The sequence below is a fragment of the Arthrobacter sp. LjRoot14 genome, from assembly GCF_964253905.1.
Classification (GTDB): domain Bacteria; phylum Actinomycetota; class Actinomycetes; order Actinomycetales; family Micrococcaceae; genus Arthrobacter.
This window is the reverse complement of sequence record NZ_CAXURL020000001.1, coordinates 1,056,499-1,080,300: the sequence shown is the minus strand read 5'-3', so window position 1 is coordinate 1,080,300 and position 23,802 is coordinate 1,056,499. Positions and strand designations below refer to the sequence as shown.

The following is a 23,802-nucleotide window of genomic DNA, read 5'->3' as shown; positions in this document are numbered from 1 at the left end:
GAAAGGCGTCCCGGCGAGCAGGCAGTAACGGATACTGCCGGCAGCCGGGGCGCCTTCTTGCTTGCTAGGAAAGGAGCCGCTGGCCGGGGCCCACCGCCGCCTTGCCAACGCGCTGCAGCGCCGCCCAGGCCGTGACCTGGTTGGCCGACAGTACCGGCTTGCCCAGCTCGCGCTCGAGGGGCGCAATGATGTCGTAGGTGGGCAGATTGGTGCAGCTGATGAAAATGACATCCGCCTCAGGCACATCGGCCCCGCGGATCAGCTCGCACGTGGTCCGGTACGGAACCTCCCAGATGCCCCCTTCGAGCCCAAGACCGGCCTGGGCCACCACAGAGTGGCCTGCCTCCTCCAGGAAGTCACCCAGCCGAAGGGTCAGTTCCGCCACGTAAGGCGTCACCACCACCACATTGGAGGCGCCCAGATGGTCCAGCGCTTCGAGCAGCGCTTCGGAGGTACTGACGCCCTGCGCGCCGCCTGCGGCCTCCATAATCTTCGAAATGTGGCGTGCGCCCGCAACCCCGCTGACGAAGCTGCCCGAAGTACAGGCGTAGGCCATGACGCTGGGGCGCACAACGCTCAGATTCTTTGCGGCAGTGAGGATATCGCCGTCGTCACTGACATCCTCTGCCATCTCCAGGCCGACGGGTTCATCGACGAACGGTGTACGCGTAAAGAACAGGGACACGTCCTGTGGCATCCAACGCCACAGCTCCCGGTCCAGCGCCATGTCGAACGGGCACACCACGCCAATTCCGGTCTGCGCCGCCGGGCCGGCCAACACCACTTCACTAGTCCGCATAATTCTCCTCAAATAGTAGATTGTTGACAACATTTGCTGGCTTGCCTAGTGTCCGTTATGACCCCATCCCCCTCGAAGGAGCACCATGAACATCCAAGAAGACCCGATCCACGCCGTCGAGCTCGAGCTGCCCTCTCCCCCGGTTCCGGTGGCCAATTACGTGCCGGTCCGGCAGGTGGGGAACCTGGTCTTCACGTCCGGCCAGACGCCCACGCGCGACGGCATCCTCACCGTCAGCGGCAAGCTCGGACGCGAGCTCACCGTCGAAGAAGGCCAGCAGGCTAGCGCCACAGCCGTGCTTAACTGCCTGTCGGCCCTGCGCCAGCACCTGGGTTCGCTGGACAGGATCGTCTCGGTGGTCAGCCTGACCGGTTACGTTGCCTCCGCCGAAGGGTTCGCTGACCAGCCGGCTGTTATCAACGGCGCCTCCCTGATCCTGGAGAGGGCCTTCGGCGACAAGGGGCGCCATGCCCGGGCAGCCGTGGGTGTTGCGGAGCTGCCCGGGCAGGCGCCCGTTGAAATTTCGCTGATCGTGGAGGTCTAGCGGCCGATCAGTGCCGCAGGATCAGTGCTGTAGGACGGCCCGAAGGAAGGTCCGGGTCCGTTCCTGCTGCGGGTCCTTGAAAATCTGGGCCGGCGGTCCGCTCTCCACGGCGGCGCCGTTATCGAACATCACCACACGGTCCGAAATCTCCTCAGCGAACCGCATCTCGTGCGTCACCATCAACATAGTCATGTCCGTGGTGTGCGCCAGGTTCCGGATCACGTTCAGCACCTCGCCGATCAGTTCCGGGTCCAGGGCTGACGTGGGCTCATCGAAGAGCAGCACCTTGGGGCGCATGGCCAGCGCCCGGGCGATCGCCACCCGCTGCTGCTGGCCGCCGGACATCTGGGGCGGTGTGTGGTTCATGTGCTTTCCGAGACCCACCAGGTTAAGCAGGTCGGCGGCACGCTCCTTTGCCTCGGCCTTGCCCATGCCCAGCACATGGATCGGCGCCTCGATGATGTTCTCCATGGCGGTCATGTGCGGGAAGAGGTTGAACTGTTGGAACACCATGCCGATCTTGCGGCGCGTTTCCCGCAGTTGCTTTGTCTCCCGGACCTTCTGCCCGGCAGTGACATCCCACAGAGTGTCACCGTCGACCGTCACGAGACCTTCCGTGGGCGTCTCCAGCGTCATCAGGATGCGCAGGATGGTGGTCTTGCCGGAACCGGACGGGCCGATGATGGACACTTTCTCGCCCGGTGCCACCTCGAAGTTGAGTGACTTCAGGACCTGGTTGGACCCCCAGTTCTTACTGACATTCTGAAACCTGATGATCGGGTCCGGGGCGAGGGCCACGTCCGCGGACAGTGGCTGGGGTTCAGTGCTGGGGCGCATAGCGCCGCTCCAATCTGTTGACGAGCCGTGAGGCCGGGTAGCTGATGGCCAGGAACAGCATGGCGGCCATAGTGAGGGGTTCCAGATAACGGAAATTCGAGCTGCCGATGGCCTGTGCCGTGGCCATCAGTTCCACCACGGTGATGGCGGACAAGACTGCCGAGTCCTTGAACATCTGGATAAGGTAGTTGCCGAGCATGGGCACCACGGTGCGCACTGCCTGCGGGAGGATGATCCTGCCCCACGTGCGGACGCCGGGGAGGCTCAGCGCCGTTGCCGCCTCCCACTGGCCGCTGGGGACCCCCTGGATTCCGCTCCGGTAAACCTCTGCCATGTACGCGCTGTAGTTGACACCGATCACCACCACACCGGTGGTGAAGGCGTCAAAGCTGACACCGTAGGCAGGCAACACGAAGAAGGCGCAGTAGGCCTGGACCAGCAACGGCGTGCCGCGGACAAACACGACGAAGAAGGACACCACAGGAGACAGGACCGGGATGGCAAGCCTTCTCAGAACGGCGAAGAACAGCCCGAGCACTGCCGCGAGCAGGGTGCCCAGGAGGGTGATCTGGATGGTTACCCAGAGGCCTTCCAGGAGCAGCGGGAAAACTGACACGGCAAAATTGCTATCCCAGATCATGCTGCACCTACCTTCATGAGACGGCTTTCCTTGCGCTGGGCAGCGAGCGCCCGCCGGTCAAGGGCGAAACGACGTTCGAGCCAGCCCGTCAGCAGGGTCAGCAGATAGGAGAGGGCAAAGTACGCCACCAAGATAGTGAGGAATATCGCCGTCGTCTGCCCCGTGGTGCTGCGGATCATCTGAGCCCGGAAGGTCAGGTCCGCCACGGTGACCAGCGAAACGAGCGAGGTGTTCTTCAGCAGGTCCACCATGACGTTGCCGAACGGGGGCAGCATGGCCGGAATGGACTGCGGGATGATGATCCTGCGCAGCCGCAGTGCCGGTTCCATCCCGAGCGCAATGCAGGCTTCGGTCTGGCCCTTGGCGCGGCTGGCGATGGCGCCTCGCACCACTTCCGCGGCGTACGCGCCCTCGTTCAGGCCGAGCGCCAGGACGGCGGCGGTCAGCGGGTGGAGCTGGATGCCGAAGAACGGCAGTGCGAAAAACAGCCAGAACATCTGCACCAGCAGCGACGTGCCGCGGAAAACCTCAATGAAGATGCCCGCCGGCCAGCTGATGAGCCGGTGGCTGGACAAACGCGCCAGTCCGGCCGCGAACGCGACCACCAGGCAGAGAGCGCCGCTGAGCACCGCCACCAGGATGGTGGTCAGCAGACCCTGCCAAAGCAGTGGTGCGTAGTCGATTACTGCGGACATACGCTGCCCTCCTTCCGTGCCGGCAAGATCAGCCCGCGGTCTTGCATAGCTCCGCGGCGGTTACGCCCTCCACCACAGAAGGATCAAAACCCCATTTTTTGAGGATTTCGGCGAACTCAGGCGTTTTCTTGAAGGCCGCAAGTTCCTTGTTGTAGGCCTCGTGGAAGGCAGTGTCTGACTTACGGAACGCCGCACCGGAACCCGTGCGCGGTGCGTCCTTCAGGGGCTCGCTAATGTCAAAGCTCGCATCGTCTTTCGCCAGCGCCTGTAGCGAGAGGGTAGGAAGCATGAAGGCGTCCGCCCGGTTGGCCTTGAGTGCCTCGAGGCCGCTGCGGCCATCATTGATCTTGATCTGCTGCGAGGCCGGCACATTGGCCGATTTCAGGACGCCTTCTTCGAAACCGCCCGGCAGCACCGCGATCCGCAGCGACTTGTCGGCCAGGATGTCGGCCACGGACATTATGCCTTTCGGGTTTCCCTTGGGCGTGGCGTAGGACTCTGTGGAAACGATGACCGGCTCCGAGTACAGGACCTGCCCGCAGCGGGATTCCTTCATGAAAAGGCCCGCCGCAATGACATCCCAGCGGTTGGCGTTGAGGCCGGGAATCATGGATTCATACGGGGTGATGATGCCCTGGACCTCGTCGATGCCGAGCCGTTTGCAGACGGCTCGAAGCACGTCGGGTTCGCAACCAGTCACCTTCCCGTCAGCACTGACCTGCGTGTAGGGCGGTTCGTTGGCAATGCCCACCCGGAGGAAGCCCTGGGACTTTGCTGTCTCCAGCAGATTGCTGGCGGCACCGGATGCGGGGCCGCCAACGGCGACGCTGGAACAGCCTGTGGCCCAGCCGGCTACGGTGGCGCCAAGAACGGCGACTCCAGCGCCTCGCAGGACGTTCCTACGTGAAATGTTGCCCGTCATATGTACTCCTTCGCCCGGACCTGCCGGGGCTACTCAGGATGATCACATCGTGTGATGTGTGTTACATAAAACCTAGGAGTCAGGTGTACTATTGTCAACAATCCGAATGTAAAATCCTGCTTTCCGGGGATTCACTTCGGCTTCCGGTAGGGAGGTCCCGCTTTGGCGGGCACCACTTCAGACAGCGCCGCACAAAGGAGTGAGCATGAAGAAGCGCATGCAGTTGCATAACACCGCCCTCATCCAGGGCGACCGGCTTCTGTTTTCGCGGACGGGCGAGCATTGCCCGGCAAGCGGATGGTGGACGCCGCTCAATGATGAAACAGACGCCCACTTCCTGTCAGAGGGAAGCGTCATGCCCTCCGCGGGAGGGAGCCCTGCAACCTGGAAGCGGGTCCCGCATCTCCAGCGAGCCCAAAGGCCGACGCACGAATATCCGCCCAAGGGATTCGCTCTGGACAGCATCTGATTCAGTAAAAATGCCGGACCGCCGTGGGAATGAACCTGTCTCAGCCCACGAAAAGCTACATCTCCCTGATCACGGGGGTGGCTCCTCCAAGCCCTAGCCAGTGTCCCGCCATCACCCGAACACAGCCACCGTCCGTATCAATGGTTCGTAGACGCCGTACCTCAAGGCGTCCCCCAAGCACCTGCAGGCCAAGGCCGTTCGGCCCTATCAAACCTGCGGCAACCGGGCCAAAGCTTAAAGACGGAGGCGCTGGGACGAACGCCCGCGGGCCCTGCACCGAGCCTTTGCCAGACCGCGAGCTCTGAGGACATCCGGACATGTCACTCGATAAGCGCCGGCTCCCGTTGCGCAGGCGGGCCGCGACGCACGGAACTCAGCGCCATGAATCCGCCCGAAAGGCCCTGCTCGCGGCAGGAGCGCTGTCTTCGCTGCTCTACGTGATTGCCACAGATGGCGTGGCTGCGTCCATGTGGGACGGGTACCGCCGCACCGAACAGATGGTGAGCGAGCTGTTCGCCGTCGGCTCCCCCGGCCGGGACGTCCTGCTGCCCTTCACATGGCTCTATACGGTGCTGTTCACTGCGTTCGGGGTGGGCGTCTGGAACTCCGTGCGCGGCAACCGCGCCCTGCGCATCGGCGGCGGCCTGCTTATCGGGTACGGGCTGTGGAACATCTTGGGCGCCCTCTACCCGCTGACGCTGGAGGACGATGCTTCCGTTCCCATGCATATCCTCGTCACCAACATTCAGCTCGCCCTTATGGTCGCGGCAATGTGTTTCGTGGCTGCAGGGTTCCACGGCCGGATGCGCGCGTATTCGATCGTCTCACTCGCGGCTTCCGCGGTGATGGGCATGGTGGCGTTCATGGCCGCCCCGGGGCCCAACCTCGTGCTGGGCATCGGCGAAAGAATCAGTATAGGGGCGTTCCTGCTCTGGGTGGCTGTCCTCACGGTGGCGCTGTGGAGGCGGCTGCCGGCAGTCATGGCAGCTCCGGCGGGTTCGGGGCCGGCCCCCGCCGCGCAGTAGCGGGCCTCTCACCGCCGACGGCGGACGCAGTTCATAATGACCAAGTGATCACACTCATCAAGGTCCTGCACAGCATCATCTACGCTGGCGGCTACCTGGCCATCGTTGTGCTTGCCTCAGTGATCAGCCGCAACGGCAAGCCGGCGGTAGGTCTCGGCATCATGCTGACCCTCGCCGCCGTCTCGGCGACACTCCTCATCGCTTCCGCCGTGGTCAACCGCCGATACAAGCGGGCGGTGCATTCCGCCCCGAACGCGGAGACCGCTGCCGCGGCCGGACCCACCAAGACCTACAGTGCGCACATCTCGGAATCCTACGAACACGACGCCCACACTGTTTGGTCGCTGATCCGGCCGGCCGAGAGCGCCGTGTTGCTCACTGATGTACAAAGGGCCTTCACCGTGCCGGGGACACCTGTTGGCGTCGGGGAACAGCAATGCTTCATCCGCCGCAACGGTTCGGTTTCCATCATCGAGGTCATCGGTGAAGAGAGCCCGTGGTGGGCAACAACGAGGCCCGTATCGCCGGACGAGATGAATAGTCGCTCGACCTACCGCCTTGAACCGACCTCAGCTGGATGCACTCTCACTCTTGGAACCGTCATTGAACTCCCTGCAAACGAAGTGCTTGCAGAGGACCCCGACCAATGGTGGGAAACCCAAATGAGGCCCTACCTGACTCGGATCAAGGAAGTCCTGGCCGCGGGTCAAACGTAGCGTGGGCGGACCGAGGCAACGGCACCGCCCACCCGGGGTGCCGCCGTCGTCGCAACGATTCAGCCGGGACCCGCCAGCTACCCGTGGGTGACTGCAGCGCCCAAGAGGCCAAACAGCGTCCCGGCCGCCGCGGCAACGATGGCACGTGTCCGGGTGGGATACAGCCAGCGCACCGCGAACACGGCCACTGCCAGGATGACGCCGTTGACTGTGCTCAGGATGACCGCGATCCACTCGCTCCCGGTGGACACCCCGAAACCTCCGCCGCTGCACCCGCTAATCCCGCACCAGGCAAAGCTCGCCACCATCCACTGCGGCAGGCTCAGCAGAACCGACAGGGGCACGGCCCACCAAAGCTTACTGATGTCCGGGGTTATCCCGCGCAGCGTCAACCGCGGATACTCAGGTGAGGCGCCCGACCCTCCGCCGACCCGAACCAGTACACGCCTCCGGACGCTGAGGACAATCCATCGGAAGACACCTGCGTTGACCAGCGCAAGGAGGAGGTATCCGAGATAGTAGAGAACCGTAGTCAGGCCCAATCCACCCCCGGAGTCAAAAGTCCCGACGACGAAATACGCAAACGAAACGGGCAGTGTCAGAACCACCAGGGCGAGCAGCAAGCCCTCCTTGAACCCCGGATCCAGGTCCAGCACGAAGCTTCGACTGAGCAGCGCAGCCACAACGACGGCAGCCGTCACCGAGAGGTAGACAACGACGGCGGTTCTGGCCCAGCCCGGCAGGGCCCTTGCAGTCGGCGGTAGTGCACTGCCCACAACGCTCCCCCGTGACGTCGGTCCGGCCTAACCCCTCACCCGAACAGCGCCGCGACGCCGGTCAGCGTGACAAGAACTCCGTAGAGCAGCGGTATCCCCACCAGGGCCCACGCGAGGACGAGCATGCCGGTGGCGGGTTTGACGGGCGCCTGTGCGCCGCCGGTGTTTTGGGTGTTCATCTCAGGCCTCCAAGGCAGGTTCGGGCCGACGGCGGTCGGGGCGGAGTTCGTGGAACCGTGCATCCACCGGTTTGACCAGCAGGTTGGCGACGAAGCCGACCACCAGCAACGCCACCATGGTCAGCAGCGCCGGCTGGTAGGACGCCGCGTTCAGCTGTCCGGGCTTGCCCTGCGCATCCAGGAACGCGTTGACAATCAGCGGCCCGGCCACCCCGGCGGCGGACCAGGCGGTCAGCAGCCGGCCGTGGATGGCGCCCACCTGGAAGGTTCCGAAGAGGTCCCGCAGGTAGGCCGGCGCCGTGGCGAAACCGCCGCCGTAGAACGAAATGATGAAGAACGCCAGCGCCACATACAGGAAGGTGGTGCTGGAGCCGGCCAGCGCCAGCACCGTGTACAGCACCGCCCCCACGCCGAGGTACACCATGTAGATGCGCTTGCGGCCGGTGACATCCGAGGTGGCGGACCAGGCGAAGCGCCCGGCCATGTTGCCGATCGAAAGCAGCCCCACAAAACCGGCGGCGACGCCGGCACTGACCAGGGACACGCCGTCGGACTTTCGGAAGAAGTCCTGGATCATGGGCGCTGCCTGTTCCAGGATGCCGATGCCCGCGGTGACGTTGCAGAACAGCGCCACCCACACGAGCCAGAACTGCGGGGTCTTGATCGCGTTCCTGGCCGAGACATTCTCGGTGGTGACCAGCTTGGCGGCCTTGACCTTGGCGGGGTCGAATCCCGCCGGTCGCCAGCCTTCGGCAGGGACCCGGATGGTGAGGGCGCCGAAGAGCATGTAGGCGAGGTAGACAACCGCGAGGGTCAGGAAGAGCTTGCCCACCGAATCGCCGCTGGCCACCCAGCCTTTGGCGCCGGAGTTGGGATCGTACATCTTCAGCAGCGCGGTGGAGACGGGGCTGGCGATCAGCGCGCCGCCGCCGAAGCCCATGATGGCCATGCCGGTGGCCAGGCCCGGCCGGTCCGGGAACCACTTGATCAGGGTGGACACGGGCGAGATGTAGCCGATGCCCAGGCCGATTCCGCCCACTACGCCGTAGCCGACGTACACGAGCCACAGCTGGTGGGTGAAGATGCCCAGCGAGCCGATCAGGAATCCGCTGGCCCAGAACATGGCCGAGGTGAACATCGCCTTGCGGGGGCCGTTCCTGTCCACCCACGTGCCCATGACCGCGGCCGAGAGGCCCAGCATCACGATGGCGATGGAGAAGATCACGCCGATCTCCGTCAGGCTGGCCCCGAAATGCTTCACCAGCGCCGTCTTGTAGACGCTGGTGGCATAGGCCTGGCCGATGCAGAGGTGGACGGCGAGCGCCGCGGGCGGCACCAGCCAGCGGTTGAATCCCGGCGGGGCGATGGTGCGGTCACGGTCAAGCCAACCCATGTTTGCTTCCCTTGCGTGTCGAAGACGTCGATGTCAGATCGATCCAGAGGCTAAAGACCCCTACATGGCCCGTTGCCTCCAGCAATCATGTGCCCGGATGATCAGTAAACGTACCTTTGGCGCGCCAAGCGGTAGGGACTTTACGACGAACGGTCCGGCAGGTTGAAAAAACGCTCCTGGCTGCAGGAGCGCGGCGTAAGCACCGCCTCTAAGATGAGGCATGGACTTCGAGGACACGCTCTGGACGGTTTTGGGCGCCGGGCTGGTTCTGCTGATGCTCGTCGACGTCTTCCGTACACTCCTGTACCCGCACGGTTCCGGTCCCCTGGGCCGGGCAATCATGCGCGGATTCTGGCTGGTGTCCAGGAAACTGCGGGGCCGGGGCTCCTTCATCGCAGCACCCCTGGCGATGGCCGCCGTCATTGGCGCCTGGGCAGGCCTGGCCGCCATCGGCTGGGCCCTGCTCTACCTGCCCCACCTGACGGACGGCTTTATCTACGGAGCCGGGGTACCGCTGCGGGCCGACTTTGCCGAAGCCCTCTACATCTCCCTGGTCACCCTTTCCACCGTGGGGTTCGGCGACATCGTGGCAGCCCATCCGGTGCTCAGGCTGGTTGTTGCCCTCCAGGCCGTCACCGGTTTCGGCTTGCTGACGGCAACGGTCACCTGGATCCTGCAGACGTTCCCGGCCCTGAACCGCCGCCGGGCACTTGCCCATCAGCTCACCCTGTTCGGGGAGGCTGCAGGCCCGGCAGGTGTCCTGGCGCTGGACCCCAGGCACGCTGCCGGGCTGTTGGAGTCAATTGCCGCAAACGTGGCATCGGTGAGCATAGACCTGCTCGCGTTCCATGAAACCTACTACTTCCGTGAAATCGAACAGCGAGGCTCCTTGCCCGCAACGGTGGCGTACGCCCAGGAGCTGGCATCCCAGGCCCAGCGCAGCGAAAGCCCTGAACTCCAGTTCGCCGGGCGCATGCTCCACGCGGCACTGGATGGACTCGCGGACGTCCTTCGCGGCAAATTCGGCCACGCAGGAGCCACGTCCGCCGATGTATTCGACAGCTACGAGCTGCACCACCGACACCGGCGGCCGGGAAACCCGGACACAAACTAGCCTCACGGCAGCTGCCGCGCCGTGAAGCCTCGCTCCCGCCGTCGTGGCTACCGCCCGACGAAGCCTGCTCCTGTACGTTGATCCTGAACTCTCACTTACCTTCAACCAGGGCGGTTATCTGATGGACGCGGACGTCATCATCATCGGCGGCGGGCTGGCCGGGCTGGTAGCCAGCAACGAGCTGGTCAGGGCCGGCAAACGGGTGGCGATCCTGGATCAGGAGAACGCAGCCAACCTGGGCGGCCAGGCCTTCTGGTCCCTCGGCGGGCTGTTCCTGGTGGACACTCCCATGCAGCGCCGCCTGGGCGTGAAGGATTCCTTCGAGCTGGCCTGGCAGGACTGGCAGGGCTCGGCCCAGTGGGACCGGCTGGACGGCCCGCTTCCTGAGGACGAGTGGGCGCAGCAGTGGGGCCGCGCGTACGTCGAGTTCGCCGCCGGCGAGAAACGCTCCTGGCTGCAGGAACACGGCATCAAGTTCACTCCTCTGGTGGGCCGGGCCGAACGCGGGGACGGCAGGGCCGGCGGCCACGGCAACTCGGTCCCCCGCTTCCACGTCCCGTGGGGAACGGGCACCGGGGTCTCCGAACCTTTTGCGGACAGGGCACGGGAGGCCGCTTCCGCGGGAAGCGTCACGTTCCATTTCCGGCACCGGGTGGACGGGTTAACGTTCGACGGCGGCACGGTCACCGGGGTGCGCGGCACCGTGCTGGCACCGGACGCTTCGCCGCGCGGCGTTGCCTCGAACCGGGACGCTGCCGGGGAGTTTGAGCTGCGTGCGCAGGCCGTGGTGATCGCGAGCGGTGGGATCGGCGGCGACCACGGGCTGGTGCGCCGGTGGTGGCCCCGGCGGCTGGGGACGCCGCCCGCGAAGATGATTTCCGGGGTGCCCCGGCACGTGGACGGGCGCATGCTGGACATCGCCGACCAGGCGGGCGTGCGGCTGGTGAACCGTGACCGCATGTGGCACTACACCGAGGGCATCCAGAACTGGAACCCCGTCTGGCCGGACCATGCCATCCGGATCCTGCCGGGGCCGTCGTCACTGTGGTTCGACGCGCTGGGCCGGCGGCTCCCCGCCCCCGGGCTGCCCGGCTACGACACTTTGGGAACCCTGCGGCTGCTGCGGACCACCCCGGACATCCAGCAGCACAGCCACTCCTGGTTCATCCTGAACCAGCGGATCATCGAAAAAGAGTTCGCCCTCTCCGGCTCCGAGCAGAACCCGGACATCACCAACCGGGACCTGAAGCTGTTGCTTCGCTCGCGGTTGGGCCGCGGCGCCATGGCCCCCATCGAAGCGTTCAAAGAGCACGGCGCCGACTTCGTGGTGGCGGACACCCTGGAGAACCTGGTCCGCGGGATGAACGGCTTAACCTCGGAGCCGCTGCTGGACTACTCCGGGCTGCGCCGGCAGATCGATGAACGGGAGGCCGAGATCCGCAACCCCTACTCCAAGGACACGCAGATCCAGGGCATCCGCAACAGCCGCCGCTTCCTGGGCGACCGGCTGTTCCGCACGGTCAAACCGCACCGGATCCTGGACCCGGCCGCGGGCCCGTTGATTGCCGTGAGGCTCCACGTTGTGACCCGCAAGACCCTGGGCGGCATCCAGACGGACCTCAGTGGCCAGGCGTTGTCGCAGGACGGCGCGCGCATCCCCGGCCTCTACGCTGCCGGCGAGGCAGCGGGGTTCGGCGGCGGCGGTGCCCACGGTTACAACGCCTTGGAAGGCACGTTCCTGGGCGGCTGCCTCTTCACCGGCAGGACCGTGGGGCGCTCCCTGGCGCGGATGCTCTAGCCGGGAACTGTGGCTTAGGAGCGCACCACATCAATCCAATAGCGCCGGAAATGCCGCCCGTTCCCGTCCGTCCTCACGTCCTCGAGCAGGCCGCCAGAACGCTCAATGGTCCTGGCTGACGCTGCATTTGCATCATCGCAGGTCAGAAGAACGCGGTCCGGCTCTCCCTGCGCAGCCAACCGGGCACACACTTCCTGCAGGGCCCACGATGCCGCCCCTCGCCCGCGGTCGGACGGCCGAACCCCGTATCCGATATGGCCGCCCGAGTTCAGGAGGGCAGGTGTGAGGTAGTGGCGGAAGGCTATCGCCCCCACATACCGCGGGCCCTCTGTGATCCAGCGATACGTGCAGGGAACAATGCCGCCGGTCTCGGCAGCCCGTTCAGCACCCGCCAGCCGCCGGACCCAGGCGGCGAACCCCTCCTGGGTGGTGACGTCGTCGTCGGCCATTAACCCGGCACCGTCCTGGTGGGCGCCGTCCCACTCGCGGTGGGACTCGGCAAACGACGGGTAATAGGAGGCATCCGGGACAACAAGTTCAAACATGCACACGACTCTATACGCCATCCAACCGACTTTTGTAACACGAATCGGCATTCAAAGAATTTTCAGTCAACAGGCTTGTCAAGTCTATGACAGATGTCGTAGATTCAATCCGTCCAACAAATTGATAAACCAAGAGGAGTGATCCACGTGCTGAAGCTCAAGCGACTGACCAAGCGCCGTTCCAAGCTGAACTTCGTGTTCAACTGAACAAAGAAGAACTAGTGGGGACCACGCATTGCGTGGTCCCCACTCCTAATTGGAGGCAAGAATTGGCAGCCACGACCTACTCCCTCAAGCAGTCGCTTCCCGTCGTCACAACAGACACCTCCGTGCACATCGGATTGGCACCACCCAATGCAATCGAAATTGAAGACGCACCAGACGGGCTGGCGGAACTGCTTGGATTTGCATCGCAACCGCGGACACTCGATGAACTGGGCAACGAGGCCCAACAACTGCTTGGCGAAAGCTCCGGGCAAATCATTGAGGAACTCATCGACGCCGAAATTTTGGTGCCCTACAGGATCGACCTTTCAGGGCAATACAGCCGCCATGATCTGTACTTCGCGCTTGCTCACGGCACAGGACCGGGAGCCAGTGACTTGCTCCGCACCCGAACGGTAGCGCTCATCGGCGTCGGCGGCATCGGGACCAACGTGGCCATGCAGCTCGCGACGGCCGGTGTCGGTTCCATCGTGCTGGTGGATGGAGATTCCGTCGAGGAAAGCAACCTCACCCGGCAGTATCTCTTCACTGCCCAGGACGTCGGCAAATCGAAAATCGAAGCGGCCGCAAAGAATCTTTCGCTTCGGGCTCCCGGAGTCAACACCATCGAAGTCACGTCAATGATCTCAGGCGTCGACGACCTCCTGCCCATCTTTCACGACTCTGACTTCGTGGTTGTTTCCGCGGACACTCCCCAGGAAGTGCTCGAGTGGTCCAACGAAGCGTCCATTATCTCCGGAACTCCGTTTACCTGCGCCGGTTACCAAGACACGCGCGGGGTGGTGGGGCCGGTCGTCAGGCCGGGCGAAACTCCATGCCTGCTGTGCGCGGCAACGGATAACGACGGGCGGACGAACTCCGCGGCGTCCCTCACAACGACAAATTTCAACTCGGCCTACCAGGCGCCCAGCTTCGGACCCCTTAACTCCATCGTGGCGTCCGTTGCCGCCATGGAAGTGTTCCGCTATCTGCTCACCGGCTCGACGCAGCTGGACGGCCGGAGACTGGTCTTTGACTCACTGGAACTGTCCTCGGAATTTGAAGACTTCGCCAGGAACATCCACTGTGCTGCGTGCACCTGACGTCAACAGCAGCAAGGCACTGGTCGCACTGGCGGGGGCGTTTACCGTCGCATCACTGGCGTCGACCGTTGCCAACAGGAACTTCTGGCCCATCGCATCAAACAACATGTTCAATGCGAAGTTCGGCGACCGTCTCTCGCGTTTCGCCGTCGAATTCCACCTGTCAGACGGAACGGTAGTAGCCTGCGGGCCTGCAAACTGCATTCCGACCCAGTTCTTCCGGGCCGGGGCAGTGTTCGCACACGTTTTCATGGCTGACAAGGACCATCCGAAACAAGTCCTGTGCCAAAGGATTCTCCGCCGACTGCGCAGCGAGCGGTGGAGGCCATTTGACGAGGTCAGAGCCCCCGCAAATCTACCCAACGTCCCCCTTTCCAGGATGGAAATCTGGGTGGAGACCACTGTGCGGGGAATGCCCGGAGAAAGGGAAGTCGTGTATACCTATGTTCCATCAGATGCGCAGTAGGCCGGCAAGTTTGCGGGAGGCCCGCAATGCCGCATTGTGGATCGTCGCTGCAGTGGCAGTCACGTTACGACCAGGCCCAGCTGCTATGCAGGACTACAAAGCTGCCCTCGATCCTCCGGCCGCGAAGTCGGATCGTGATTCCACTTCCCGCAATGTCCTGGGGGCTCAACGAGTAGCGGCCGGCTTTCTACTGGCAGCAGCAGCGACCGAGGTATTCAAGAGTTCGGATTCAAAGCACTCTTCCTGGCTCCGACGGGCAGCCCTGGGGCTCTTTCTTGGAACTCGTGCCGCAGATGCCCGGTCACTTCCGGGCCGGTGGCCCTATGACACGTTTATCGAGGCGGTCCTTGCCGTAAACCAGTGGCCCCACCCTGCAACCACCGACCCGCGGCTCGCCAACTTGCCGCTCTCAGTGTCACGTGTAGCCCTGTATTTGCCCTACACCCAAGCTGGCCTGTCCAAGCTGATTCACGGTTTCGACGCCTGGGTCCGACGCGGCGATGCGAATCACATCTACCACTCCCATTTAGGGGCATCCGACGGCCACCCATTTGCCCAAGAGAGATTCGCCCGGCCCGTTCGAGTCATTACCCGGGCAATTCCCTTCCTCGAATTGCTCGCACTGCCCCTCGCCCTCGTTCTTCCCGGAAGATGGCGGATTCTGGTCCCATGCTGCACCACCCTCTTCCACGTGATGGTTGCCCGTACCTGGAACATCAGCTTTTGGCAGGCTCCCGCCATGCAGTGGCTACTGACCTCAGTAGAAAAGCAGACCGATCTTGCCACCATCCTCCGCGCGTACCAAGGAAAGTAAATTGTCTCCAGCAAAGCCATGGCAGCGGCGCCTGCACCTGACAGGAATGTGGGTTAATTCGCTTGGCGGCGGCGCGTACAACATCGCCCTGCCGCTCATCGTGCTTCAAACGAGCGGCAGCCTTGCCCAGATGTCCATCGTTGCCGTCGCATCCCAGCTGCCGAAGGCCTTTCCCGGAGTGCTCATCGGAGGACTGGCCGACCGTATGTCGCCGCGCACCATGACCCACATTGGATACTGGGGGCAGGCGCTGGTGGTTGCAGCTATGGCGCTGCTTATCGGCCCCTGGCATACGCCATTCTGGGTTCTTGTACTCGGCGCCTTCCTGCGCGGCAGCCTCGACATGTTCGCAAGAACTGCAACCTTCGTTGCCATTCCGAAAATGTATGGCGACGGCACAGCAAAGTTCAATGCATCAGTCTCTACGGCATGGACATCGGCTTCCATCGTGGGGCCGGCCATCGGCGGAGCTTTGAGTGCCGTCTGGGGTCCCTGGTGGTTGCTGGCCGTGGACGCTGTCTCTTTCACCGTCATCGCGTTGATCATGAACTTCCTGCCGTGGCCGGACCGTCCAGGCAGCGTGCCCGATCGGCCCGGCTTTATTCAGGAACTTTCCGCAGGGTACAGGAGACTCTCCCAACTCCACGGCTGGTGGCGTTTCGCCGGGACAGTTATCCTGATCGGCTTTCTGTCCGCGCCCCTCTCAACTCTGGCTATCTTCCAGACCTCAGTTGGTCTGGGCGGCTCAACTACCGAAGTGGGGATTGTGGGCGCAGCCGCGGCCGCAGGCCTGTTTTGCGGATCAATCCTGTCCGGCCTGTTTTCCGGTTGGCGTCCCAATATTCTCATGCAACGTTCTTCGTGGCTCATGGCCGGGGGCTCGTTGCTCTTCTTCGTCCCTTCGTGGATTGCCGTGGCCAGTGCTCTGTTTATCGTCTGCACCGGAGGCATCGCCTGGACTGTGGGGCGCACGTCCCTTATCCACCAACAGATTCCCTCCACTGATCTCGGTAAGACCATGACGGCCGTCCAGTTTCTTGAAACAGTCTCCAGCCCCCTCAGCCTCACAGTTGCCACGTACCTCATGGGCGTTTCGTCATCCCTGGCGTTTGCGTCAATCCTGTTCGCAGCACTGCTTTCAGGACTGCTTGCGCTCAAATCTGACTCGATACTGAGTCCTCAGGAGCGCGAACCAGAGCTGCGGCAGAGGGAGACAGTGCACTAGTTCACTCGTCCGACAAAGAATCCTTGTCCTTAAAGCCGTCTGCCGTGGACACCCTCCCGCAAAGAAAGGCATCCACGGCAGAACAGCTGCTCCGGGAAGCGGCGACTATTTGTCGCAGGCAGTGCCGTCGTTATCCCGGTCAAGACCGGCACGGTAGCCCGGCTGTCCGGAGGAGATCGGCGCGACCCCTGCTGCCTTCGCGTCGGCGCAGCTGGCGTAGTAGGCCTGGGCCGGCGCCTGGACTGCCGGGGCAGGGGGAGCTACGGGCGCCGCGGGAGCCACCGGCACCTGCGGGACTGCCTTTTGAGCCGCAGCTTGCTCGGCCGCCAACTTCGCCGCAGCCGCAGCTGCTGCAGCCTTGTCCGCTGCCGCCTTGTCTGCCGCTGCTTTGTCAGCCGCAACTTTGTCCGCAGCAGCCTTTGCTGCCGCAGCCTTCTCTGCAGCTGCCTTGTCCGCGGCGGCCTTTTCCGCCGCCTCCTTCTCAAGGTTCTTGACGCCGAGGTGCACGGTGGAGTCCTTCGCCACCTTCGCGCCCTCCGTGGGGTCCTGGGACGTCACCTGCCAGTTCTTCTTGGACATGATCATTTTGCCGTCGACGGTGTCGTCCGCCTTGACCTTGAGCCCAAGATTTTCCAGCTGATCCGTGGCCTTATCCAGGGTCAGGCCCATCACGCTGGGAACCGTGACAGCGTCTGCAACCTCTGCAACAGCGGTCGCAGACGATGCTGCCTGTTTGCTGCCGCATCCGGTCAGCATGAGGCCGGTAAGCACAACAAGTGCCAGTGTCTTCTTCATTTTTCCCCCTAGGAAAGTTTGGAACTGTGGAGTGATTGGTCTGGTTAGCTTTCGCAGGCGATGCCGTCGGAGTCACGGTCCAGGGCGGCGCGGTAGCCTGCCTGCCCCGCGTAAATGGGAGCGGCACCTGCGGCCTTCGCCGCCGTGCAGTTGGCGTAGTAGACGGCAGCCGGGGCAGGCGCAACAGGTGCGGGAGCCTGGACAACAGGTGCCGGAGCAACAGGAGCGGGAGCCGGCGCAACCACAGCAGGAGCGGGCGCTGCCGGGGCAGGGACTGCCACAAAAGGTGCAGGCTCAGCACCGGCGGGGGCCGGTGCCGGTGCCGGTGCCGGTGCCGGTGCAGCAGCGGCCGGGGCCTGCTCATTCGTCGGCGCCAACTGGCCCGAGCAGTCGGCCAGGATCCGTGCCATCGCGTCGTGCTCCGCCTGGGTGACCCACAGGCTGTACGTTGCCTTCACGGAAATCTGCCGGGCGACGTATTCGCACCGGAAGCCCTTATTCGGCGGCAGCCAGGTGGCGGCGTCGCCGTCGCCCTTTTTGATGTTGGTGGGACCGTCGGTGGCCTGCAGGTTCAGCGGATCATTGGCGAAGGCCGTCCGCTGTTCCGTGGTCAGCTGCTGCGCGCCCTTCTGCCAGGCATCGCTGAGGGCCACAACGTGGTCGATCTGGACCTTGCTGCTGGTCGCACTCCCCCGCAGGAAGCTGATGCTGGTGCCCGTGTAGGGATCCGCCAGCGTTCCGGACTGCACCTTGCAGGGGACGCTGTTCGTGTAGGTGATGCCCGTCAGGTCACGCTTGAGGATGTCGTTCCGGGTGTCGCAGCCGTTCCGGTCAACGTCGGCCCACGCCTGCCCGAACAGGGCGCGGTCATACCCCGTCTTCGGTGCGCGGCCCTTGATCGGAAGGGTGGCCAGCACGTCCGCCGCCTTGGTGGCAAAGGCGGGCTGGGACTTCGGCGCCGTTGCGCTGACGCCCTGCGCCAGGACGTAAGGACTGTCAGGATCCAGCGGTTCGCCCGTCTCCAGGGCGGTTGGAGTGGACGACGGCGTCGGTGTCGCCTTGGCAGGAGCACTCGCCGCAGCGGAGGCCTGAGACGCAGTGCTCTCCGCTGAGGCGGCCTCAACGTTCCAGGAAGTGGTTCGTGGCAGGGCAACGGCACCGCCGATAAAAAGGGCAAAGGAGACGCCAAGGGCGATTGCCCCCGCCTTTCGCCTGGCCGGCAGCCATGCCCAGGAACGGCGGCCAGTCGCCAGCACATAGAGTCCGGTGAGTCCCGCCGTAATGGCCAGGAAAACCAACGCGCCGCCCAAGCCGCCGCTGAGCGCACCCAGGAGCATAAAAAGCGCGGTGATGGCGCCGACGATATAAGTGGAAGCGCGTGGCTTGCGCGGCGGCGTCGGGCCCTGCCCGCCAGGTGCCGACCCCAGGAGGGTCTCATAGTTCGACATTCTTTTTCCCCAATTAATAAAGGCCCGGCAATGAGCCGGGCCTTTTGCATAAGCCGAAATGTTGCTAATCAAAAGCCTATTTCTCACGCGACCACCAAATGATGAAACTGGGGAGATCTTGGTCCAACCTTGATGGAGTCTTGAGCCGGCCTTGTGCATTCCGGCGGAACTAAGAGTTCACTTCCGAGTTCACCAGTCCGTCATGTCTCCTCCACCGGCAGGAAGCGCCTCGTTTCCGGTGGATGACCAGACTGGATGCCGCTCGTAAACGGGCATGACACCGATTTGGAGACCCACAAATGAACAACGCAAAGCTGCTGACCGCGGCCGCCATGTGCGCAGGCCTGGCGCTGGGGACACCCCTTCCGGCGCAGGCTGCCGATACCAACCCAAACGGCACCGCTAACCACTTTGACCTCCAGGCCCACCGCGGAGGAATCGGGCTGACGGTCGAATCCACGCTTCCTGCGTTTGCCAAGGCGCTCGAGACGGGTGTGACCACTCTTGAACTCGACCTCCAGATAACCAAGGACGGCCGGGAAGTCATCACGCACGACCGCAAGATCAGCGACAAGAAGTGCGCGGACACCGCACCCGCGACGCCCGGGGACCCGTTGTTTCCCTACGCCGGCAAATACGTCAAAGACCTGACGTTCGACCAGGTGCGTACCCTCGATTGCGGAAGCCTCACCCTCCCCCAGTTCCCCGGGCAGCAGGCCGCACCCGGCGAAAAGATGCCCACGCTCGCGGAGGTTTTTGCACTCGTGGACTCCTACCGGGCCAGCCAGGTGAAATTCAACATCGAAACGAAGGTGGAGGCCGGCGCCCCGGAGCAGACCGCACCCCGTGAACAGTTCGTGGCCGTCGCACTGAAGGAAATCAAGGCCGCCAACATGCAGCAGCGCGTATCCATCCAGAGCTTCGACTGGGGCTCACTGCGGCTGGTCCAGGAGGCCGACCCCCGGATCCGAACCGTCGCCCTGACCAACAAGGACTTCCTGCAGGCCGGCCAACCGGGCAGTTCCCCGTGGCTTGGCGGCATCGACGCGGACGACTTTGGCGGAGACCTGGTCAACGCCGCCTCCCACCTGGGGTTCGACGCCATCTCCCCGGTCCACGGAACACCGCAAAACGGAACCGTGGAGGACCCGGGATACGTCCCCTACGTCACGGCGGACATGGTCAACCGTGCCCACGACGCCGGGATGCAGGTTATGCCGTGGACTGTCGACGACAAGCCGACCATGCGCGCCCTCATCTCCGCCGGTGTTGACGGGATCATCACCGATTATCCCGACCGGCTGCGTGAGGTCATGGCCGAGCACTCGATGAAGCTGCCGAAGCAGTACTCGCTGGAACCGGGCGCCGTCTAGGGAAAATCGCCGCACCCCGGTCCTTACCGTCTGACTCTTGAAAGGCATCCCCATGAACCGCATTCGCACCCGCGGCGCCCTGACAGCCGCCGCTGCCGTCATCGTCCTCGCCGCAGGCAGCGGCATTGCCGCCCAGGCTGCGCCCCAGCCCGGCGACAGTGACCGCCACGCCGCCGACACGGCACTGGCCGACAGCTTCAAGGCCGTGGACCGTTCCACCAACTGGGAGATGACGGGCAAGCTCAAGCTCGGCTTCCCCACATTCCATCCCCAGGGCATCGCCTACACGGAGGATCACATCTTCCTGTCGTCCGTGGAAATTGTTGAGCCCACCGTTAAATACCCTGCGCCGCGCGACGGGTACGACCGCACGGCCGGGAAGGGCGTCGGGCACCTGTTTGTGATGGACAAAGCCGGGAACCTGCAGAAGGACATCATCCTGGGCGAAGGCGACATGTACCACCCGGGCGGGCTGGACTTCGACGGGAAGAACATCTGGGTGAGCGTGGCACAGTACCGGCCCAACAGCAGCTCGATCATCTACAGCGTTGACGCCGCGACCCTGGAGCCGCAGAAGCAGTTCGAGGTCCCCGACCACTTTGGCGGCATCGTCATGGACCGCCAGACCGGGCATCTGGTCGGCAACACGTGGGGCTCCCGGAGGTTCGCCGAATGGAACCTCAACGGCAAGCAGCTCAGCACCTGGCAGAACCCGAACCACTTCATCGACTACCAGGACTGCCAGTACGCGGCCAATTCCCAGGCCTTGTGCGCAGGGGTCGCCAACCTGCCCCAGGCCCCGGCGGCAGGCGGCACGGCGGCCACCTACGAACTGGGCGGCATGGCCCTGATCGACCTTGCCAGGAAGACGACCCTGCATGATGTGCCGTTCCAAAAGTGGTCCACGGCCGGTCACGTGGCCACCCGGAACCCCTTCAAGCTCACGGCGGAAGGCAACCATCTGACCATGCACGTGGCGCCGGACGATGCCGAAGAAGGCAACGGCACGGAAATCCTCACCTACGAAGCAACGGTCACCCCCGCAAAATAGCTTGTGGGCGCCCCTCCGGAGCAGTACCATCCCTTCACCGAACACCTCCGTGGAAGTGTGCAATGATGCTCGATACCGCAGACACCCCTGTGATCAACGGGCGCAGGGACCTCATCACAGAGCTCTTTGGTGTTTGGCTGGTGCTGGCCGTCTTCCTGGACGGCTGGGCGCACCTGAACCTCCCCGGCCTGGAAACGTTTTTCACGCCGTGGCACGCTGCCCTCTACTCCGGGATGGTGGCGACCGGGCTATGGACGGCCTCCGTGATCTGGCGGAACCGGAAACCCGGGCAGCCGCTCTCCCAGGCCCCGCCGCCCGGCTATCGCGGGACCGTTGTGGGCCTGGTCCTCTTCGTGGTGGCCGGCGGCCTGGACCTGCTGTGGCATGAACTCCTAGGCATCGAGGTCACGCTGGACGCCCTGGTCAGTCCCACCCACCTGCTGCTTGGCTTCAGTCTTTTCCTCATCCTGGGCACCGCGGTCCGAAGCGCCCGGGCATCCAGCCACGCGAGGGACTTCGAGTGGACCCCGGCGGCGCTGTTCGCCGTCGTCCTGATGACGGGACTGGGAGCATTCTTCCTCATTTACTGCTCCGCCTTCGTCCGGCCCGGGCCCACTGCCCTCTTCATACCGATGCCGGTGGGCACCCCGGGCCGCCTGCAGGCGGAGATGCCGGTGGTCATCGGCCTGACCAGTTACCTGCTGACCACGGCGCTGATCATTGCGCCCTTCCTCTTCACCCTCTCCGCCGCCCGGCGTCCCGCCCGGGGGATTGTCACCATGCTGGTGGCAGCTGCCGCGTGGCTGCCCGTCGCCATGGTGGGCTTCCGCCCCGTCGCAGCGGCCGGAGCTGCCGGCGCCACTGCCGCCGCCATCCTGGCGGACGTGCTGCTGGCCCGTCTGCCACAGGGCTGGCTGGACCGGCGGCTGCCCGCGGTGGCAGCCGGAATCGCGGCGCTCGTGTGGACGGGCCAGCTGGCGGCCTTCGCGGTGGCAGACGGGATCCGCTGGCCGGTATCGCTCTGGCTGGGCGCGGTGGTGCTCAGCGCAGCGGCCGCAGCGGGCCTGGCCCTTCTCAGCTCCTGGGGCCCCAAAGCCGGCACGCGTTATGCTGGATCCCTCGGCTGAAGACGCCCGGCCATCGGATCGCCCCACCACACGGAGCTGCCATCATGGCCGAGGCGCTTGCCCCCGCAGAACCCACCAGCACAGAACTCCGCCGGCTTGCGGCGGACACCTTCGGGTTGCCCCGCCTCCGTGCCGGCCAGCTCGCCGGGATGCGCGCCCTCGTCGCCGGCCGGGACGTCCTCGCCGTGATGCCCACCGGCTACGGCAAGTCGGCCATCTACCAGGTGGCCGCGCTGCAACTGCACCAAAACAGCGCAAGCCGCGGACCCGCCGTCGTGGTTTCCCCGCTGATCGCCCTGCAGGAGGACCAGCTGGACGGCCTCCTCCAGACGCTCGGCGGAAACGCCGCCGTCGCCATCAACTCCGGCCACAGCGACGCCGAAAACAACGCCGCCTGGGAGGCTGCCGAAAACGGTGATGCCGCGTTCGTGTTCCTCGCCCCCGAACAGCTCGCCAAGTCCGAAACCGTCGAGCGGCTCGCGGCCCTGGACATCCCGCTGTTCGTGGTGGACGAGGCCCACTGCGTCTCCTCCTGGGGCCACGACTTCCGCCCCGACTACCTGCGCCTCGGCGAGGTCCGCGCGCAGCTGGGCAACCCGCCCGTCGTCGGCCTCACCGCCACCGCTTCTCCCCCGGTGCGCGAGGAAATCCAGCAGCGCCTGCACATGGTGGACCCGCTGGTCCTGGTGCACGGCTTCGACCGGCCCAACATCCGGCTCGAAGTGATCCGCCACCACACAGACAAGGACAAGCGCCGCGCCGTCACCCAGCAGGTGGCCGAGCTCAAAGGCCCCGGCCTGCTGTACGCCGCCACCCGCAACGACACCGAGGCCTACGCCGACGCGCTCACCGCCCTGGGCCTCCGCGCCGAGGCCTACCACGCCGGCCGGAAGCAGCGCGAGCGGGACCGCGTCCACCAGCAGTTCCTCGACGACGAACTCGACGTGGTGGTGGCCACCACCGCCTTCGGCATGGGCATCGACAAACCCAACGTCCGCTTCGTCATCCACGCGGACATCCCCGACTCGCTGGACAGCTACTACCAGGAGATCGGCCGCTCCGGACGCGACGGCGAACCCGCCGCCGCCGTCCTGCACTACCGCTCCGAGGACCTGGGCCTCCGCAAGTTCTTCGGCACCCACACCCCGGACGAGGAATCCCTCCTGGCCGTCCTGCAGACACTGCGCGCCGCCGGCGGACCGGTCAGGCAGAAGGCCCTCGCCGAGCAGACCGGATTCTCCCCGCGGAAGCTCACCGGACTGCTCAACCAGCTGCAGGAAACCCGCGCCGTCCGCACCGGCAAACGCGGCATCCGGCTGGAAGCAGGCGCCAGGCTGCCCGCGGTGGTGGAACGCGCCGTCGAACACGCCGAAGCACGCCAGCGGGTGGACCGCTCCCGCATCGAGATGATGCGCGGCTACGCCGAGACCGACGCCTGCCGCCGCCAGTTCCTGCTGGGCTACTTCGGCGAGGACCTCCCCGAGCCCTGCGGCAACTGCGATACCTGCACCGACGGCTCCGCCTACGAGGAGGATTACGACGACGCCGCAGCGGCCGCCGCTGGCGGTGACCCTTTTCCGCTCCAGGCCGCCGTCCGGCACAAGGAATGGGGGCCGGGTCTGGTGATGCGGCACGAGGAGGACACGATCACGGTGCTGTTCGAGCAGGAAGGCTACAAAACGCTGTCCCGCCAGGCCGTGACCGCCGGGAAACTGCTGACGCTCGCGACATGACCGGTTGGTGA

Annotated in this window: 25 protein-coding genes; 14 read left to right on the top strand and 11 right to left on the bottom strand. The window is 64.6% G+C overall.

All coding sequences use genetic code 11. The annotated features are described in order from the left end of the window. Positions 1-64: 64 nt before the first annotated feature. Positions 65-799 carry a maleate cis-trans isomerase family protein gene (locus ACSQ12_RS05115; protein WP_043478930.1) on the bottom strand — a complete coding sequence of 245 codons (735 nt, stop codon included), beginning with the start codon at positions 797-799 and terminating at the stop codon, positions 65-67. An 85-nt stretch (positions 800-884) separates the two neighbouring features. On the opposite strand from ACSQ12_RS05115, the gene ACSQ12_RS05110 reads away from it, so the two are divergent. After that, a complete protein-coding gene (locus ACSQ12_RS05110; RefSeq protein ID WP_436064584.1) occupies positions 885-1,343 on the top strand; it encodes a RidA family protein in 459 nt (152 codons plus the stop codon). Between the two features lie 21 nt (positions 1,344-1,364). On the opposite strand, the gene ehuA is transcribed toward ACSQ12_RS05110, so the two are convergent. The 4 genes from ehuA to ehuB are packed head-to-tail and all read right to left on the bottom strand — an operon-like array spanning position 1,365 to position 4,437. Continuing rightward, positions 1,365-2,180 (bottom strand): ectoine/hydroxyectoine ABC transporter ATP-binding protein EhuA, encoded by an 816-nt coding sequence (ehuA, locus tag ACSQ12_RS05105; protein ID WP_326941669.1) that lies wholly within the window; start codon positions 2,178-2,180, stop codon positions 1,365-1,367. Continuing rightward, positions 2,164-2,796, bottom strand: a complete 633-nt coding sequence (ehuD, locus tag ACSQ12_RS05100; RefSeq protein ID WP_326941667.1) for an ectoine/hydroxyectoine ABC transporter permease subunit EhuD — start codon at positions 2,794-2,796, stop codon at positions 2,164-2,166. Before ehuD ends, ehuA begins: the two co-directional genes overlap by 17 nt. Before the next feature lie 20 nt (positions 2,797-2,816). Further along, positions 2,817-3,515: an ectoine/hydroxyectoine ABC transporter permease subunit EhuC gene (gene ehuC, locus ACSQ12_RS05095; protein ID WP_043478921.1), complete on the bottom strand. Its 699-nt coding sequence runs from the start codon at positions 3,513-3,515 to the stop codon at positions 2,817-2,819. Between the two features lie 28 nt (positions 3,516-3,543). Further along, positions 3,544-4,437 carry an ectoine/hydroxyectoine ABC transporter substrate-binding protein EhuB gene (gene ehuB / locus ACSQ12_RS05090; protein ID WP_436064583.1) on the bottom strand — a complete coding sequence of 298 codons (894 nt, stop codon included), beginning with the start codon at positions 4,435-4,437 and terminating at the stop codon, positions 3,544-3,546. 205 nt (positions 4,438-4,642) lie between these two features. Between ehuB and ACSQ12_RS05085 the strand changes: the two genes are divergently transcribed. From ACSQ12_RS05085 to ACSQ12_RS05075, 3 genes are all read left to right on the top strand, one after another. Then, positions 4,643-4,906, top strand: coding sequence for a hypothetical protein (locus ACSQ12_RS05085; RefSeq protein WP_043478915.1), 264 nt, complete (start codon positions 4,643-4,645; stop codon positions 4,904-4,906). Between the two features lie 317 nt (positions 4,907-5,223). Next, positions 5,224-5,931 carry a DUF998 domain-containing protein gene (locus ACSQ12_RS05080; protein ID WP_436064582.1) on the top strand — a complete coding sequence of 236 codons (708 nt, stop codon included), beginning with the start codon at positions 5,224-5,226 and terminating at the stop codon, positions 5,929-5,931. A 44-nt stretch (positions 5,932-5,975) separates the two neighbouring features. Then, on the top strand, positions 5,976-6,647 hold the full coding sequence (locus ACSQ12_RS05075; RefSeq protein WP_436064581.1) for a hypothetical protein: 672 nt from the start codon (positions 5,976-5,978) through the stop codon (positions 6,645-6,647). A 77-nt stretch (positions 6,648-6,724) separates the two neighbouring features. On the opposite strand, the gene ACSQ12_RS05070 is transcribed toward ACSQ12_RS05075, so the two are convergent. Genes ACSQ12_RS05070 through ACSQ12_RS05060 form a run of 3 tightly spaced genes read right to left on the bottom strand, consistent with a single transcriptional unit; the run spans position 6,725 to position 8,995 of the window. Continuing rightward, positions 6,725-7,423, bottom strand: a complete 699-nt coding sequence (locus ACSQ12_RS05070; protein ID WP_436064580.1) for a hypothetical protein — start codon at positions 7,421-7,423, stop codon at positions 6,725-6,727. 35 nt (positions 7,424-7,458) lie between these two features. Beyond that, complete coding sequence (locus ACSQ12_RS05065) at positions 7,459-7,602, bottom strand: MFS transporter small subunit (RefSeq protein WP_436064579.1); 144 nt, start codon at positions 7,600-7,602, stop codon at positions 7,459-7,461. A 1-nt stretch (position 7,603) separates the two neighbouring features. After that, entirely contained in the window at positions 7,604-8,995 is a 1,392-nt protein-coding gene (locus tag ACSQ12_RS05060; RefSeq protein ID WP_436064578.1) for an OFA family MFS transporter, read from the bottom strand. Positions 8,996-9,215: 220 nt separating this feature from the next. On the opposite strand from ACSQ12_RS05060, the gene ACSQ12_RS05055 reads away from it, so the two are divergent. Together ACSQ12_RS05055 and ACSQ12_RS05050 are read left to right on the top strand one after the other, a co-directional pair. Then, positions 9,216-10,109, top strand: coding sequence for a potassium channel family protein (locus tag ACSQ12_RS05055; RefSeq protein WP_436064577.1), 894 nt, complete (start codon positions 9,216-9,218; stop codon positions 10,107-10,109). 121 nt (positions 10,110-10,230) lie between these two features. Continuing rightward, positions 10,231-11,907: an FAD-binding dehydrogenase gene (locus tag ACSQ12_RS05050; protein ID WP_436066935.1), complete on the top strand. Its 1,677-nt coding sequence runs from the start codon at positions 10,231-10,233 to the stop codon at positions 11,905-11,907. Positions 11,908-11,921: 14 nt separating this feature from the next. On the opposite strand, the gene ACSQ12_RS05045 is transcribed toward ACSQ12_RS05050, so the two are convergent. Next, on the bottom strand, positions 11,922-12,452 hold the full coding sequence (locus tag ACSQ12_RS05045; protein WP_436064576.1) for a GNAT family N-acetyltransferase: 531 nt from the start codon (positions 12,450-12,452) through the stop codon (positions 11,922-11,924). A 269-nt stretch (positions 12,453-12,721) separates the two neighbouring features. Between ACSQ12_RS05045 and ACSQ12_RS05040 the strand changes: the two genes are divergently transcribed. The 4 genes from ACSQ12_RS05040 (at position 12,722) to ACSQ12_RS05025 (ending at position 16,264) form a co-directional block, all read left to right on the top strand. Further along, complete coding sequence (locus tag ACSQ12_RS05040) at positions 12,722-13,759, top strand: TOMM precursor leader peptide-binding protein (RefSeq protein WP_436064575.1); 1,038 nt, start codon at positions 12,722-12,724, stop codon at positions 13,757-13,759. Then, on the top strand, positions 13,743-14,225 hold the full coding sequence (locus ACSQ12_RS05035; protein WP_436064574.1) for a hypothetical protein: 483 nt from the start codon (positions 13,743-13,745) through the stop codon (positions 14,223-14,225). The genes ACSQ12_RS05040 and ACSQ12_RS05035 overlap by 17 nt, the downstream gene beginning before the upstream one ends. A gap of 85 nt (positions 14,226-14,310) precedes the next feature. Then, a complete protein-coding gene (locus ACSQ12_RS05030; protein ID WP_436064573.1) occupies positions 14,311-15,039 on the top strand; it encodes a hypothetical protein in 729 nt (242 codons plus the stop codon). A gap of 1 nt (position 15,040) precedes the next feature. Further along, the gene (locus ACSQ12_RS05025; protein WP_436064572.1) at positions 15,041-16,264 is read left to right on the top strand and encodes an MFS transporter; all 1,224 of its coding nucleotides are present in this window, start codon (positions 15,041-15,043) and stop codon (positions 16,262-16,264) included. Positions 16,265-16,369: 105 nt separating this feature from the next. On the opposite strand, the gene ACSQ12_RS05020 is transcribed toward ACSQ12_RS05025, so the two are convergent. Then, positions 16,370-17,059, bottom strand: coding sequence for an excalibur calcium-binding domain-containing protein (locus tag ACSQ12_RS05020; RefSeq protein ID WP_436064571.1), 690 nt, complete (start codon positions 17,057-17,059; stop codon positions 16,370-16,372). A gap of 44 nt (positions 17,060-17,103) precedes the next feature. Further along, complete coding sequence (locus tag ACSQ12_RS05015) at positions 17,104-18,507, bottom strand: GmrSD restriction endonuclease domain-containing protein (protein ID WP_436064570.1); 1,404 nt, start codon at positions 18,505-18,507, stop codon at positions 17,104-17,106. A 299-nt stretch (positions 18,508-18,806) separates the two neighbouring features. Here ACSQ12_RS05015 and ACSQ12_RS05010 point away from each other — a divergent pair, with 299 nt between their 5' ends. The 4 genes from ACSQ12_RS05010 to ACSQ12_RS04995 all read left to right on the top strand — a co-directional run bounded on the left by ACSQ12_RS05010 (position 18,807) and on the right by ACSQ12_RS04995 (position 23,791). Continuing rightward, entirely contained in the window at positions 18,807-19,880 is a 1,074-nt protein-coding gene (locus ACSQ12_RS05010) for a glycerophosphodiester phosphodiesterase (RefSeq protein WP_436064569.1), read from the top strand. Positions 19,881-19,932: 52 nt separating this feature from the next. Continuing rightward, entirely contained in the window at positions 19,933-20,931 is a 999-nt protein-coding gene (locus ACSQ12_RS05005) for a DUF6454 family protein (RefSeq protein WP_436064568.1), read from the top strand. Positions 20,932-20,993: 62 nt separating this feature from the next. Then, positions 20,994-22,058, top strand: a complete 1,065-nt coding sequence (locus tag ACSQ12_RS05000) for a hypothetical protein (protein ID WP_436064567.1) — start codon at positions 20,994-20,996, stop codon at positions 22,056-22,058. Between the two features lie 44 nt (positions 22,059-22,102). Continuing rightward, complete coding sequence (locus ACSQ12_RS04995) at positions 22,103-23,791, top strand: RecQ family ATP-dependent DNA helicase (protein WP_436064566.1); 1,689 nt, start codon at positions 22,103-22,105, stop codon at positions 23,789-23,791. The last annotated feature ends 11 nt before the right edge of the window (positions 23,792-23,802 follow it).

Excerpts from the sequence above, each read along its gene's own strand:
- ACSQ12_RS05115 (WP_043478930.1), bottom strand. The coding sequence starts at position 799 with ATGCGGACTAGTGAAGTGGTGTTGGCCGGCCCGGCGGCGCAGACCGGA.
- ACSQ12_RS05110 (WP_436064584.1), top strand. The coding sequence starts at position 885 with ATGAACATCCAAGAAGACCCGATCCACGCCGTCGAGCTCGAGCTGCCC.
- ehuA (WP_326941669.1), bottom strand. The coding sequence starts at position 2,180 with ATGCGCCCCAGCACTGAACCCCAGCCACTGTCCGCGGACGTGGCCCTC.
- ehuC (WP_043478921.1), bottom strand. The coding sequence starts at position 3,515 with ATGTCCGCAGTAATCGACTACGCACCACTGCTTTGGCAGGGTCTGCTG.
- ehuB (WP_436064583.1), bottom strand. The coding sequence starts at position 4,437 with ATGACGGGCAACATTTCACGTAGGAACGTCCTGCGAGGCGCTGGAGTC.
- ACSQ12_RS05085 (WP_043478915.1), top strand. The coding sequence starts at position 4,643 with ATGAAGAAGCGCATGCAGTTGCATAACACCGCCCTCATCCAGGGCGAC.
- ACSQ12_RS05080 (WP_436064582.1), top strand. The coding sequence starts at position 5,224 with ATGTCACTCGATAAGCGCCGGCTCCCGTTGCGCAGGCGGGCCGCGACG.
- ACSQ12_RS05065 (WP_436064579.1), bottom strand. The coding sequence starts at position 7,602 with ATGAACACCCAAAACACCGGCGGCGCACAGGCGCCCGTCAAACCCGCC.
- ACSQ12_RS05060 (WP_436064578.1), bottom strand. The coding sequence starts at position 8,995 with ATGGGTTGGCTTGACCGTGACCGCACCATCGCCCCGCCGGGATTCAAC.
- ACSQ12_RS05055 (WP_436064577.1), top strand. The coding sequence starts at position 9,216 with ATGGACTTCGAGGACACGCTCTGGACGGTTTTGGGCGCCGGGCTGGTT.
- ACSQ12_RS05050 (WP_436066935.1), top strand. The coding sequence starts at position 10,231 with ATGGACGCGGACGTCATCATCATCGGCGGCGGGCTGGCCGGGCTGGTA.
- ACSQ12_RS05045 (WP_436064576.1), bottom strand. The coding sequence starts at position 12,452 with ATGTTTGAACTTGTTGTCCCGGATGCCTCCTATTACCCGTCGTTTGCC.
- ACSQ12_RS05030 (WP_436064573.1), top strand. The coding sequence starts at position 14,311 with ATGCAGGACTACAAAGCTGCCCTCGATCCTCCGGCCGCGAAGTCGGAT.
- ACSQ12_RS05020 (WP_436064571.1), bottom strand. The coding sequence starts at position 17,059 with ATGAAGAAGACACTGGCACTTGTTGTGCTTACCGGCCTCATGCTGACC.
- ACSQ12_RS05015 (WP_436064570.1), bottom strand. The coding sequence starts at position 18,507 with ATGTCGAACTATGAGACCCTCCTGGGGTCGGCACCTGGCGGGCAGGGC.
- ACSQ12_RS05010 (WP_436064569.1), top strand. The coding sequence starts at position 18,807 with ATGAACAACGCAAAGCTGCTGACCGCGGCCGCCATGTGCGCAGGCCTG.
- ACSQ12_RS05005 (WP_436064568.1), top strand. The coding sequence starts at position 19,933 with ATGAACCGCATTCGCACCCGCGGCGCCCTGACAGCCGCCGCTGCCGTC.
- ACSQ12_RS05000 (WP_436064567.1), top strand. The coding sequence starts at position 20,994 with ATGATGCTCGATACCGCAGACACCCCTGTGATCAACGGGCGCAGGGAC.
- ACSQ12_RS04995 (WP_436064566.1), top strand. The coding sequence starts at position 22,103 with ATGGCCGAGGCGCTTGCCCCCGCAGAACCCACCAGCACAGAACTCCGC.